Origin of the sequence: Methylobacterium sp. E-046 (assembly GCF_022829625.1) — a bacterium.
GTDB lineage: Bacteria > Pseudomonadota > Alphaproteobacteria > Rhizobiales > Beijerinckiaceae > Methylobacterium > Methylobacterium longum.
Window position 1 is genome coordinate 86,816 of record NZ_JAKSYP010000073.1, and the last position, 12,705, is coordinate 99,520.

Genomic DNA, 12,705 nt, shown 5'->3' on the forward strand with positions numbered 1-12,705 from the left:
TTCTGGGTAGCGGGGGCCGCGAGCGCGATCAAGCCGGGGGCGTCCAACCGTAGAGCCAGGCGTAGCGGTCGCGCATGCCGTCAGGCCCGAGGCGGCCCATCACCGCGTTGCGCACGAGGCCCACGAGGCCGCCGGCATGATAGGTCCTGCCGTTGCTTCGGGCTGCCCTCTGGACGCGCCGGACCCGGGCCGTCCGGCTCTTTGAGAAGGCCGCCAGGGCCGCTGGCACGTCCGCGTGCGCCGCCAGCGCCTGCGTCAGCACGGCGGCATCCTCGATGGCCAGGGCGGCCCCCTGAGCGAGGAACGGCAGGACCGGATGAGCCGCATCGCCGACCAGCGCGACCCGGCCGCGGGCCATAGGGCGCGCCGTCGCCCGGTCGGCGAGTGACCAGACCAGCCAGGAATCGGGCAGGCTGAGCAAGTCCCGCAGCGGCCCTGCGCAGCCGCGGAAATGGGCCCGCAGCACGGCCGGCTCCCCGAGCCGGCCCCAACCCTCGTCGCCCACGGCCTCGGGGATCACGGCCACGACGTTGAGGAACTGACCGTCGCGAACCGGATAATGCACGACGTGCCGGCCGCGTCCGAGCCAGAGACCGGTCGAGCCACCCCGCAACGGCTCGGGCACCGCCTCCATGGGGACCAGGGCGCGCCACGCCGCCGCATGCGCCGGTCGCAGCTTTGCCGCGTCTTGCAACGGGCGCAGGCGGGAGCGGATACCATCGGCCCCGATCGCGAGATCGAAACCCAGTTCCTGCAGACCGCTGGCACTCTCCATGAAGAGGCGGGCTTCGGAAGCTGTCTCGGTTACGTTCGCGACGGTGCGGCCCATCATGAGACGGATCGCGGGACGGCTCCGCAGCGCGTCGAGGAGGAGCGTCTGCAGGTCGGCGCGATGGATGACATAATAGGGGGCGCCGAACCGGCTGTGAGCCTGTGCGCCCAGGGTGACGCCGCCGATGCGGCGCCCGCTACCGAGGGCGCGCACCTCCACGCCCGGCGGCTCGCTCGCCGCCCGGCGCAGGGCGGCCGAGAGGCCGAGCGCGGCGAGCACCCGGCTCGCGTTGGGCGAGATCTGGATCCCGGCTCCGACCTCGCTGAAGCCGGTCCGGCGCTCGATGACCGTCACGGAATGGCCGGCATCCGACAACGCAAGAGCCGCCGTCAGCCCGCCGATCCCGGCTCCGACGATCCCGATCCGCAGAGATGGAAGGTCGGAGGACACCGCCGGCCGCGCCTTACTCCGCGGCGAGCTTGGCGTCGTGCCACACGCAGGCCTGCGGCTCCGCCTCGTCGGCCTTCAGGCCCGCACGGTAGCGGTAGAGCGTCGAGCAGTACTGGCAGATGAGTTCGCTGTCGGCGCCCATGTCGAGGAACACGTGGGGGTGGTCGAACGGCGGCAGCGCGCCGATGCACATGAACTCCTTCACCCCCACGGTGATCACCGGCACGCCGGGCTCGTTGTGGAAGTGCGGTACCGCCTTGCCTGCCATCCGGCCCTCACCTGCCCCGCGATCCGCCGCGCGGCGAATCTGCCCGCGCGCTCCCGGGCGCCTCGCGGCTGCTTATGCCGCCAGCCCCGCGGCCGGCGCAAGCCTCGCCCGAACGGCGCCGGACGCCGCTTGGCCTGCCGCGCCCCAGATCGTACATAGGGCGGACGCCCCATTGATGACGCCGCGAAAAGTCTCGACGATGCAGCAGGAACAGGCCACCGCGCAGGGCACGCGCCGCGCCCCGGAGCCGCCGATCCACGGGCCGGAGGGCTTCGAAGGCATGCGGCGGGCGGGACGGCTGACCGCCGAGGCCCTCGACCTTCTGATGGCGGCGACGCAGCCCGGCGTCACCACCGAGGCGCTGGATCAGCTCGCCTACGAGTTCGCCATGGATCACGGGGCCTATCCGGCATCGCTGCTCTACCGCGGTTACCCCAAATCGATCTGCACCTCGATCAACCACGTCGTCTGCCACGGCATCCCGAACGACAAGCCGCTGCGCGAGGGCGACATCGTCAACCTCGACATCTGCCTGATCCTCGACGGCTGGCACGGTGACTCGAGTCGCATGGCCTATGTCGGGGAGGTTCCCCGGAAGGCGCAGCGCCTGTGCGAGATCACCTACGAGGCGCTGATGCGCGGCGTTGCGGCCGTGAAGCCGGGCGGCTCGACCAACGATATCGGCCGGGCAATCCAATCCTACGCCGAGAGCGAGCGCTGCTCGGTGGTGCGCGATTTCTGCGGCCACGGGCTCGGCCGGACCTATCACGACGCGCCCACCATCCTGCACTACGTCGAGGCGAGCTACGACGTGCCGTTCAAGCCCGGCCAGTTCTTCACCGTCGAGCCGATGATCAATCTCGGCCGGCCTGCCGTGAAGGTGCTGGGCGACGGCTGGACCGCGGTGACCCGGGACCGCTCGCTCTCCGCTCAGTTCGAGCACACCGTGGGCGTCACCGAGACCGGCGTCGAGATCTTCACAGTCTCGCCCAAGGGTCTGCACCAGCCCGTCAACCCTGCCGCCGACCGGCCGTGACTTCCGGGGCGGATGACGGTGGCGCGGGGCTGTTCGCGGACAGCGCCGTCCCGTCCTCCGTCGAGAAGGAGCCGCCGCACTACCACGGCCACCGGGACCGGTTGCGCGACAAGTTCGCAGCCGCGGGCGGCGACGCGCTGCCCGATTACGAGTTGCTTGAGCTGGTCCTGTTCCGCGCCATTCCGCGACGCGACGTGAAACCCCTCGCCAAGGCCCTGGTCGCGCGGTTCGGCAGCTTCGCCGAGGTCGTGGGTGCCGAGCCGGCGCGCCTGGTGGAGGTCGATGGCGTGAGCGCCGGTGTCGTTTCGGATCTCAAGGTGATCGAGGCGGCCGCCCGGCGCGTCGCCAGGGGCGCGATCCGTGAGCGCGCACTCCTGGATTCGTGGACCGCACTGCACGAGTACCTGCGCGCCACCATGGCGTTCGCGCCCCGCGAAGAGTTCCGCATCCTGTTCCTCGACAAGCGCAACCACCTCATCGCCGACGAGGTGCAGGGGCGCGGCACCGTCGATCACACGCCGGTCTATCCCCGCGAGGTCGCCCGGCGGGCGCTGGAGCTCTCGGCGACCGCGATCATCCTGGCCCACAATCACCCGTCGGGCGATCCGAGCCCCTCCGCGGCCGACGTGGCGATGACCCGCGAGATCGTGACGGTGCTGGCGCCGCTGAAGATCGTCGTACACGACCACGTGGTCCTCGGCCGAAACGGTCATGCCAGCCTGAAAGGTTTGAAGCTGATCTGATCCTCCGGCCGCCTTGAGCGTTATCGCGCGTGGCGATAGCCATGAACACGTGGCGCGCCTCTTGCCTCAAGAGCGGGAGCGTACGGGAGGAGCGAAATGGCGGTGACGGCCTTCGACGAGATGAACGGGATCGGTGACGCCGATCCGGCCGCCGTCCGCGACGCCTACGGCCAGCTCAAAGCCTGGCTGGAGACCACGCCGCCCGAGCACTTCAACACCCGCCGCAGTCAAGCCGAACTGCTGTTCCGCCGGATCGGAATCACCTTCGCGGTCTACGGCGACAACGAGTCGACCGAGCGGCTGATCCCGTTCGACATCATTCCCCGGGTGATCACCAAGCCCGAATGGGGATTCCTGGAGCGTGGGCTGAAGCAGCGGGTCACCGCCATCAACCTGTTCCTGAAAGACATCTACGGCGCGCAGGAATGCATCAAGGCCGGCATCATCCCGGCCGACCTCGTCTACCGGAATGCGCATTACCGCATGGAGATGCGCAGCTTCCGCGTGCCGCACGACCTCTACGTCCACATCGCCGGTATCGACATCGTCCGGACCGGCGAGAACGATTTCTTCGTGCTGGAGGACAATGCCCGCATTCCGTCCGGCGTCTCCTACATGCTGGAGAACCGAGAGGTGATGCTGCGGCTGTTCCCGGACCTGTTCTCCAAGCACCGGGTTGCGCCGGTGGAGAATTACCCGGATGCGCTCCTCGCCACCCTCCGCAGCCTCGCACCGGGCTCGGCTACGCGCGACCCGACGGTCGTGCTGCTCACCCCCGGGCGCTACAATTCCGCGTTCTACGAGCACTCCTTCCTGGCCGACAAGCTCGGCGTCGAGCTGGTGGAGGCCTCCGACCTCTTCACCAAGGACGACGTGGTCTACATGCGCACCACCGAGGGACCGCGCAGGGTCGACGTGATCTATCGCCGTCTTGACGACGATTTCCTGGATCCGCTGGTCTTCCGTCCGGATTCGGTCCTCGGTGTACCGGGCCTGATGAATGCCTACGAGCGCGGATCGGTGACGCTGGCCAACGCGGTCGGAACCGGCATCTCGGACGACAAGGCCGTCTACAGCTACATGCCGGAGATCGTGAAGTTCTTCACCGGCGAGGAGCCGATCCTGCACAACGTGCCAACCTACCGCTGCCGCGAGAAGGACGCCTTCGCGTACGTGATGGACAATCTGTCGGACTTGGTGGTCAAGGAGGTCAACGGCTCGGGCGGCTACGGGATGCTGGTCGGGCCCCACGCCAGCAAGCGTGAACTGGATGACTTCGCCCGGAAACTGAAACACGCGCCGGACGGCTTCATCGCCCAGCCGACCCTGTCGCTCTCCACCTGCCCGACCTTCGTGGCGTCCGGCGTCGCACCTCGCCACGTCGACCTGCGGCCGTTCGTGCTCAACGGTGCCGACCAGATCCGCATCGTGCCCGGCGGTTTGACTAGGGTGGCGCTGAAGGAGGGCTCTCTGGTAGTCAATTCGAGCCAGGGCGGTGGTACGAAGGACACCTGGGTGCTCGACGCCTGAGATCCACGCGATCCCCGGTTGCTCCGCGGCGCGGACCCTAATGTCCGCACGACTTGGCTGAAGACAGATGCTCTCCAGGACTGCCGACAATCTCTTCTGGCTCTCCCGCTACGTCGAGCGCGCAGACTTCGTCGCCCGCATCCTCGACGCGGCGCACCGCTTCGCGTCGCTGCCGTCCAATTACGGCGGCGGCGAGAGCAACGAGTGGGACTCGGCGCTCGCCTCGGCTGGGGACCCGGACGCGTTCAAGACCCACTACAGCGCGGTGAATGCCGACACGGTCTGCGACTTCCTCGCGTTCAGTCCGCACAACCCGTCCTCGATCCGGTCCTGCATCGAATCGGCCCGTGAGAACGCCCGATCGGTACGCACGGCGCTCACCACCGAGATGTGGGACGCGATCAACGGAGCATGGCTCGAACTGCGCAACTACGCCGGCAAGGATCTCAACCGCGACGAGTTCGGCCGCTTCCTCGACTGGGTGAAGACCGTCTCGCTGACCTTCGACGGTTCGGCGTTCCGGACGATGCTGCGCAACGACGCCTTCTGGTTCACCCGCCTCGGCACGGCGATCGAGCGGGCCGACAACACCGCCCGCATCCTCGACGTGAAGTACCAGATCCTGCTCCCCCATGACGAGACGGTCGGCGGCAGCCTCGACTACTTCCAGTGGACCACGATCCTGCGCGAAGTCTCGGCGTTCAACGCCTATCACTGGGTGTATCGCGAGAGCATCAAGCCGCTGCTGGTGGCCGACCTGCTGATACTCAACAAGCAGATGCCGCGCTCCTTCTCGAACTGCTATGGCGTGATCGTCGAGTACCTCGACCTGATCGCCGATGCTTACGGCCGCCGCGGCCCGAGCCAGCGGCTGGCCGGCAACATGCTGGCGAAGCTGGAGAGCGAGGACATCGATCGAGTCTTCGCCTCGGGGTTGCACGAGTTCGTGGAGGCGTTCATCGCCGAGAACAACAGGGTGGGCGAGGCGATCGCCAAGCAGTATCTGGTCGGCTGAACGGAACGGATAGGGCGGCGCATGCGCATCCGCGTGGTTCACGAGACCATCTACACCTACGAGCAACCGGCCCGCGGGCTCGTGCAGGTCCTGCGGCTCACGCCGCGGGACCATGACGGGCAGTACGTCAGGAACTGGCGGATCGACACCACGGTCGACGGGCGGCTCACCGCCCGCGAGGACGGTTTCGGCAACGTGGTCCACTGGTTCACGCCGGACGAACCGTCCGACGCCCTGACCATCCGGGTCACCGGCGAGGTCGACACCGACGATACCCACGGCGTCGTGCGCGGGACCGTGGAGCGCCTGCCCGACGAATTCTACCTCCGTGACACGGACCTTTGCGCGGCGAGCCCCGAACTGCACGCCTTCGCCGAACGCGTCGCGGCGGCGGGGGATGCCGCTGCCCTGGCTCTCCTTCACCGGTTGATGGGCGCCGTGCAGGGTGCGGTGGTCCACGAGCCCGGCCCCGCCGCCAACGCCGTCCCGGCCGACAAGGCCTTCGCGGCCGGGCGCGGGGTCTGTCAGGACCTGGCCCACGTCTTCATCGCCGCCGCCCGCCATATCGGCATCCCGGCCCGCTACGTGGCGGGCTACCGCGCCCGCGACGACGGACAGGCCGACGTCGAGGCACCGCACGGCTGGGTCGAGGCGCTGGTGCCCAATCTCGGCTGGGTGGCGTTCGACCCGAGCTTCGACGTGAGCCCGTCGGACAACTACATCCGCGTCGCGACCGGTCTGGACTATCTCGGCGCCGCGCCGATCCGCGGCAGCCGCACCGGCGGCGGCACCGAGACACTGGACGTGAAGCTTCGCGTCGAGCAAGGCAGGGCGGCCACCCAATCCTGATCCCGCCGACAGCTTCCCGCCGGCCACACGAGAGACCGAAGACGATGACCTACTGCGTCGGTGTCCTGGTCGAGGAAGGACTCGTGATGGTCGCCGACACCCGCACGAATGCGGGCCTCGACGATATCTCGACGTACCGGAAGCTCCATCACTTCAACGTGCCGGGCGAGCGGGTGATGATGCTGGCTTCCGCCGGCAACCTGTCGATCACCCAGTCGGTCCTGAGCCTGCTCCAGGAGGGCGTGCCGGGCGAGGACGATGAGCCGCCCCAGAAGCTCGTCGAGGCACCGACCATGTTCCAGGCGGCGCAGCTCATCGGCCGCGCCATCCGGCGTGTCCGGGCGATCGAGAAGGACGGGTTCGAGGCGGCCAACATCCGGTTCTCCATCTCGCTGCTGTTCGGCGGCCAGATCGGCAACGGCGAGATGCGGCTCTACCTGATCTACTCGGCGGGTAATTTCATCGAGTGCAGCACCGACGCGCCGTTTCTCCAGATCGGCGAGCACAAGTACGGCAAGCCGATCCTCGACCGCGCGGTCAAATACACGACGGATCTGTACGACGCCCTGAAGGTCAGCTTGGTCTCGATGGACTCGACCATGCGCTCGAATCTGGGCGTCGGCCTGCCGATCGACATCGCGCTCGCCCGCCGGAGCGCGTTGTCTCTCGAGGTGAACCACCGGATCGAAGCCGGAGAGGGCTATTTCCACGACCTGCGTGAGCGCTGGTCGGCGGCGCTCCGAGCGGCCCACCGCGCGATCCCGAGGCCGCCCTACGGGCCGACGAGCAGCTAGCGGATTGCGGCGGACGAGCCGACACGGCGCGTTGCCGCGCCCCGACCTCCGGATCGCGGGAGGCCGTCGGCTCGTCACGGAGCCTGACCGCGCGACCGCGACGGATCCCGACCCCGGGACACCCGGTGCCCCCCGGAGCCGCCTGCGTTACGCCCGCGGCTCGGGCGAGGGCCCGGCCGCCTCCCAGGCTGTGAGCATCCGGTATGCGGCGTCGGCCGGATCGCCGGCCCGCATGAGGCCGCCCATGATCGCCACGCCGGCTGCGCCGGCGGCCCGGCATTCCGTGATCCGAGTCAGGTCGATTCCGCCGAGCGCGACCACGGGGAGCCCCGGTGCGGTCGCGAGACCTTCGGGTCCCAGAGCCGGTCCGTAGCCCGGCTTGCTGGCGGTCGCGTAGATCGGGCTGAGGGTCACATAGTCGGCGCCGGCTTCCGCGGCGGCCGAGACCTCATGCGGCGCGTGGGCCGACACGCCGATCAGCGCGCCCTCCCCCAATGTCGCCCGCGCCGTCAGGATCGCTTCGGAACCGGAGCCGCCTCCGAGATGGACGCCGCCACCGAGGGTCTGTGCCAGCGCGGCGTCGCCACCCACGGTCAGGACGCCACCGAAGGCCCGGACGCGCGCGGCCACGGCTTCGCCGAGGCCTCGGCGGGCCAGCGGATCGAGGTCGCGGTCCCGGAACCAGATCCAGCGACCGCCGCCTTCCAGGATCGCCTGGACGGTCTCGGCGAGCGGCCGCTCATGTCCATGTCGGTCCGTTACCGCCAGCAGCGGCGACGGCAGCGTCCTCACGAGCCGACGAGGCCGAGCTGCGGGCTGGACGGTTCGGCCCGGCCGCGGCGGGGAATCCGCCCGGCCAAGTGCGCGTCGCGGCCGGCCTCGACCGCCCGGCGCATGGCGCGCGCCATGCGGATTGGATCGTCGGCCTTGGCGACCGCGGTGTTGATCAGGCAGGCGGAGGCGCCGAGCTCCATGGCGATCACGGCGTCCGAGGCTGTGCCGATCCCGGCATCGACGATCACCGGCACCGTCGCGCGGCGGCAGATCAATTCGAGATTGGCCGGGTTCGCCACGCCCATCCCCGAGCCGATCAGCGAGCCCATGGGCATCACGGCGGCACAGCCGAGATCCTCCAGGCGCTGGCAGATGATCGGATCGTCGTTGCAGTAGGGCAGCACCACGAAGCCCTCATCCACGAGGTGGCGGCAGGCCTCCATCAGCTCGGTGACGTCCGGGTAGAGCGTCTCCCGGTCGCCGATCACCTCAACCTTGATCCAATTGGTATCGAGGGCCTCCCGCGCCAGTTCCGCGGTCATGATCGCGTCGCGGGCGGTCTCGCAGCCGGCAGTGTTCGGCAGGAAGCGCTTGCCCTTCAGGATCTTCACCGTGTCGGAGCCGTGGCCATGCAGCGAGACTCGGCGGATCGAGGCGGTCACCACGTCGGCGCCGCTCGCCTGGACGGCGTCGCGCATGATCGCCTGCGTCGGGTAGCCGGCGGTGCCGATGAACAGCCGGGACGACAGGCTCACCCCGGCGATGATCAGACTGTCCTCCCCGCTCTCGGGATGCAGCGGCGTGACGGTGTGGTCCATGTTCAACCTCCCTGCATGGCGCGGACGATCTCGACGCGGTCCCCGTCCGCGACCGGGGTCTCGCCCCAATCCCGGCGGCGCAGCACCCGGCCGTTCAGCGCGATGGCGACGCCCTGCGGACTCTCGATGCCGCTCTCCTCCGCCTCCGCGCGGAACAGCGCGTCCACGGTCTCGGCGGCGCACTCGCGCGGTTCACCGTTGACGAAGAGCTTCATGCCGAGGCCCTCCGGGGCTCCGGTCGGTCGAACCGCGCCAGGGTGAAGGGCTGGGCGACCTTCGGCAGCGCGCCGCCCGTCACGAGGTCGGCGACCGCGTCGGCGGTGACGGGGGCAAGAAGGAAGCCGTTTCGATGATGGCCCGTGGCGGCGACCAGACCGGGGGCGAGCACGTCCAGGATCGGCGCGTCGTCGTCCGAGGTGGGACGGTAGCCGCTCCAAACGGCTGCCACCTCCATCTCCTCGATGCCCGGAAGCACCCGGCGCGCGCCCTCCAGCAATGCGTAGAGGCCTCCCGCGGTGACGCCCGGCCGGAAGCCGCAATCCTCCACGGTGGCGCCGACGATGAGCTGGCCGTCGCTCTTCGGAGCCATGTGGACCTGCTCGGTCCAGATCATCCGCCCGAGGGTGCCGGTGTGTGCGGTCGTCTTCAAAGCGAGCGACTGGCCCTTCAGGGGCCGGACCGGCAGGGCGAGGTTCTCGGGCAGCAGGCCGCCCTCCCCGCTCCAGGCGCCGGAAGCCAGGATGACGGTGTCGGCCGCGACGCTGCCGTCTCCGACCCTCACCCCGGTGACGCGGCCCCCCGACCAGTCCAGGCTGGTGACCGGAGTCCGTTCCGCCAGGACGACCCCGGCCCGACGGCAGGCCTCGGTGAGGGCGTCCATGACCAGTCGGGGATCGACCTGATGGTCCAGCGGGCAATGGATTCCGGCGGTGACCGCGGGGCGCAGTCCCGGTTCCAGCCGCCGGATTTCGCCGCCGGGCAGCCAGGTGGCGTCGAGGCCCGATCGACGCTGCAGGTCGTAGCGGAAGCGCAGACGCTCGACTTCATCGCGGCCGACCGCCAGCACCAATGTCCCGTCGGGTCTATAGTCGATGGCCCGGCCGGTTTCGGCCTCGAGGGCGTCGCGGAAGGCAGGCCACCGGCGGAGCGACTCCAGGGCGAGCGGCAGCAGCGGATCGGAGCCGGGCTCGTGCTCGGCGGCCGGGGCGAGCATGCCGGTGGCTGCGAGGCTCGCGCCCGCCCCGATCGTCTCACGCTCCAGCACGGTCACGGCGCGGCCCGCCCGGGCGAGGCGCCACGCGATCGACAGGCCGATCAGGCCACCGCCCACGACGGCGACGTCGGTCCGCGCCGGAAGGCGCGCCGGCACGGCGGTGCCGTCCGGACTGCGCCGGCGGCCGATCGGTGAAGCGGGGCGGTCGAGGGGCACGGGCATCTCCGCGTATTGCCGTCGCGGAGAGCGGGCCGTGCGCTTCTGTGAGAAGCTGCGGCCTGCCCTCCCGGGCGGCCACGGTCCAATCCCTACGCCGGTATGAGCCGGATCAGGTTCGAAGGATTTCCGCGCCGCAGGTCCTGACGGACGTGCCAGCGGTTTCTCAGCCCCTTGCCGGGGATCTCCCTGGAACGGAGACAGATTTGGTCGTCCGCGGTGTCCGGGTCAACCCCGCCGCCCGCCGGCCCTTCGCCCGGGATGGACATTCACCGATCGCAGTCACCGCTCGGATACCAAGCCGACCGGAATCCGGCCGGCCGTCGCCGCGTCGGGCGCACCCGCCACCAACCCTTCAGGGATCCTCCTCCACGATGAATCCGATTGTTCGGATCGAGGCGGGAAGCGTGCGCACATTCGTGGTCGTCTGCACGATCGGTTTCCTGTCCGTCACCGCCTTTCAGAAGCTGCGCGAGCGGCTACGTCCGGACCCGACGGTGGCGGTCGCCGCCGCGCCTCCGGCGGACGGGATGGTGGCGGGCGTGGCGCTCCAGGCCGGCCGCAACGGCCATTTCTTCGTGAACGCCCTGATGGATGGCCGCGCGCTGCCGATGATGGTGGATACCGGCGCGAGCTCCTGTGCGTTCTCGGAAGAGGATGCCGATCGCATCGGCATTCGGGTCGCGCCCGGCGATTTCAGCCGCGTCTGGAACACCGCCAACGGCACGGTCCGCGTGGCGCCGATCCGGATCGGCCTGATGCAGATCGGGTCCATCACCGTCCGCGACGTGGAGGCGGTGGTGATCCCCCGGGGCCGTCTCGGCACGAGCCTGCTCGGCATGTCGTTCCTGAGACGCCTGCGCGATTTCAGCGTCAGCGGCGCGACGATGACGCTGCGGGGCTGACGGCGCTCAGCTCGGCTTGCGCGGCCGCAGGAATTTCGGCCTGAACACCGCCATGGGCTCGTCGAAGCCGTCGAGCCGGTGCTCACCCAGAGCGACCGGATCGCCCCAGAGGAAGTCTACGAACGGCTTCGACATCAGCAGCGGCTCGCCGAGGATTCGGTTGAGCTGCGCGAGGCGGCTCGCGAGGTTCACGTCGCGGCCGATCACCGTGAAGTCGAGCCGAGAGCCCGACCCGACATTGCCGTAGGCCGCCTCGCCGTGATGCAGGGCGATGCCGGCGGCCACCGGCACCGGGAATTGGTGCAGGGCGTTGGCCTCGTCGAGGGCCGCCAGGGCGTGCTGGGCCGCCGTCAGCGCCCCCTTGGCGGCGCCACCCAGATCGTCGCCGGACTCGCGGAAGATCGCCAGCAGGCCGTCGCCGAGATACTTGAGCACCTCGCCGCCCTCCCGCTCGATCGGCGGCACCAGGCAATCGAAGAACACGTTGAGCAGGCCCACCACCTCCTCCGGTGTCATGTCGGCGGAGGTGCGGGTGTAGTCGCGCATGTCGGCGAACAGGATCGCCGAGCGGATCCGCGTGACCTGTCCCCGGCGAATGTCCCCCGCCAGGATCGCCCGATGCGGCTCGTCGCCGACGTAGAGCCGCAGGACGTGGTCGAGCTGCTTGTTCAGGACGCGCATCTCCGCCACCGCGGCGAGGGCCGGCATGACGAAGCGCAGAATGGCGATGTCGTCGTCGCCGAAACCCTCCGGCGCGCGGGTGGCGAACGTGATGCCGTTCTTGGTGCCGTTGGTGAAGAACAGCGGCGCCACGACGTAGTGGGTGTAGCCGCCGGCCTTCAGGTCCGGAACGATCGCGTAGGCATCGTCCGGCGTCTCTGCGAGGTCGAGGATCAGCCACTCCCCGGTCTCGTGGACCGTGTGGAACGGGCTGTTGAGATAGGCATCCGTCGAGCGGGCGCCGTGCGGGAACAGCCGCACGGAGGTGCCGCCGTCCCGGGTCCAGATCCGGCCGACCCCGGCATATTCCGAGTGCAGCGTGTCGATGGCCGTGGAGGCCCGGTCGATCGGCACGCCGACGGCGATCAGCCGCTCGGCGAGGCCGGCGAGCATCTCCTCGGCGTTGGGCATCCGGGCGCCCTCGCCGAGGAGCCAGTCACGGATGCCCACGGAGGGCTGCAGCGAGCCGAAAGGCACATCATCGGCCTCCGAGCCGTCCGCGAAGGCCGTCGGCGCTCCAGTCGATGGCGGGCGGCGTTCGAGCATGGCGCCAGAGTGGATGCCGCGCGGCGCCGTGGCAACGCGGTTGACGGAGAAGCGTC

14 protein-coding genes and 1 riboswitch are annotated in these 12,705 nt (G+C 69.6%); of the genes, 7 read left to right on the forward strand and 7 right to left on the reverse strand.

Features of this window, described 5'->3' with window-relative positions:
* Nucleotides 1-28: 28 nt before the first annotated feature.
* Both MKK82_RS05030 and MKK82_RS05035 read right to left on the reverse strand, forming a co-directional pair.
* A complete protein-coding gene (locus MKK82_RS05030; RefSeq protein ID WP_238290837.1) occupies nucleotides 29-1,222 on the reverse strand; it encodes an FAD-dependent monooxygenase in 1,194 nt (397 codons plus the stop codon).
* A gap of 13 nt (nucleotides 1,223-1,235) precedes the next feature.
* A complete protein-coding gene (locus MKK82_RS05035) occupies nucleotides 1,236-1,490 on the reverse strand; it encodes a zinc-finger domain-containing protein (RefSeq protein ID WP_238290835.1) in 255 nt (84 codons plus the stop codon).
* Between the two features lie 199 nt (nucleotides 1,491-1,689).
* On the opposite strand from MKK82_RS05035, the gene map reads away from it, so the two are divergent.
* The 6 genes from map to MKK82_RS05065 all read left to right on the forward strand — a co-directional run bounded on the left by map (nucleotide 1,690) and on the right by MKK82_RS05065 (nucleotide 7,457).
* Nucleotides 1,690-2,526, forward strand: coding sequence for a type I methionyl aminopeptidase (gene map, locus MKK82_RS05040; RefSeq protein WP_238290856.1), 837 nt, complete (start codon nucleotides 1,690-1,692; stop codon nucleotides 2,524-2,526).
* A 29-nt stretch (nucleotides 2,527-2,555) separates the two neighbouring features.
* Nucleotides 2,556-3,269 carry a RadC family protein gene (radC, locus tag MKK82_RS05045; protein WP_279602799.1) on the forward strand — a complete coding sequence of 238 codons (714 nt, stop codon included), beginning with the start codon at nucleotides 2,556-2,558 and terminating at the stop codon, nucleotides 3,267-3,269.
* A 96-nt stretch (nucleotides 3,270-3,365) separates the two neighbouring features.
* Nucleotides 3,366-4,799 carry a circularly permuted type 2 ATP-grasp protein gene (locus MKK82_RS05050; protein ID WP_238290831.1) on the forward strand — a complete coding sequence of 478 codons (1,434 nt, stop codon included), beginning with the start codon at nucleotides 3,366-3,368 and terminating at the stop codon, nucleotides 4,797-4,799.
* A gap of 67 nt (nucleotides 4,800-4,866) precedes the next feature.
* On the forward strand, nucleotides 4,867-5,814 hold the full coding sequence (locus MKK82_RS05055; RefSeq protein ID WP_238290830.1) for an alpha-E domain-containing protein: 948 nt from the start codon (nucleotides 4,867-4,869) through the stop codon (nucleotides 5,812-5,814).
* A 21-nt stretch (nucleotides 5,815-5,835) separates the two neighbouring features.
* Entirely contained in the window at nucleotides 5,836-6,663 is an 828-nt protein-coding gene (locus tag MKK82_RS05060; protein ID WP_238290829.1) for a transglutaminase family protein, read from the forward strand.
* A 44-nt stretch (nucleotides 6,664-6,707) separates the two neighbouring features.
* Complete coding sequence (locus tag MKK82_RS05065; RefSeq protein WP_238290828.1) at nucleotides 6,708-7,457, forward strand: peptidase; 750 nt, start codon at nucleotides 6,708-6,710, stop codon at nucleotides 7,455-7,457.
* Between the two features lie 147 nt (nucleotides 7,458-7,604).
* On the opposite strand, the gene MKK82_RS05070 is transcribed toward MKK82_RS05065, so the two are convergent.
* From MKK82_RS05070 to thiO, 4 genes are read right to left on the reverse strand one after another with little or no spacing between them, the layout of a single operon-like run.
* Nucleotides 7,605-8,249 (reverse strand): thiamine phosphate synthase, encoded by a 645-nt coding sequence (locus tag MKK82_RS05070; protein WP_243984820.1) that lies wholly within the window; start codon nucleotides 8,247-8,249, stop codon nucleotides 7,605-7,607.
* Entirely contained in the window at nucleotides 8,246-9,049 is an 804-nt protein-coding gene (locus MKK82_RS05075; protein ID WP_238290826.1) for a thiazole synthase, read from the reverse strand. The genes MKK82_RS05070 and MKK82_RS05075 overlap by 4 nt, the downstream gene beginning before the upstream one ends.
* A gap of 2 nt (nucleotides 9,050-9,051) precedes the next feature.
* Entirely contained in the window at nucleotides 9,052-9,264 is a 213-nt protein-coding gene (gene thiS, locus MKK82_RS05080) for a sulfur carrier protein ThiS (protein WP_238290825.1), read from the reverse strand.
* The gene (gene thiO / locus MKK82_RS05085; RefSeq protein ID WP_238290823.1) at nucleotides 9,261-10,484 is read right to left on the reverse strand and encodes a glycine oxidase ThiO; all 1,224 of its coding nucleotides are present in this window, start codon (nucleotides 10,482-10,484) and stop codon (nucleotides 9,261-9,263) included. Before thiO ends, thiS begins: the two co-directional genes overlap by 4 nt.
* A 65-nt stretch (nucleotides 10,485-10,549) precedes the next feature.
* A riboswitch (TPP riboswitch) is annotated at nucleotides 10,550-10,678 on the reverse strand.
* Between the two features lie 174 nt (nucleotides 10,679-10,852).
* Here thiO and MKK82_RS05090 point away from each other — a divergent pair.
* Nucleotides 10,853-11,383, forward strand: coding sequence for a TIGR02281 family clan AA aspartic protease (locus MKK82_RS05090; RefSeq protein ID WP_238290821.1), 531 nt, complete (start codon nucleotides 10,853-10,855; stop codon nucleotides 11,381-11,383).
* Between the two features lie 6 nt (nucleotides 11,384-11,389).
* Here MKK82_RS05090 and MKK82_RS05095 read toward each other — a convergent pair whose 3' ends face one another.
* The gene (locus MKK82_RS05095; RefSeq protein WP_238290819.1) at nucleotides 11,390-12,649 is read right to left on the reverse strand and encodes an adenylate/guanylate cyclase domain-containing protein; all 1,260 of its coding nucleotides are present in this window, start codon (nucleotides 12,647-12,649) and stop codon (nucleotides 11,390-11,392) included.
* Between the last annotated feature and the right edge of the window lie 56 nt (nucleotides 12,650-12,705).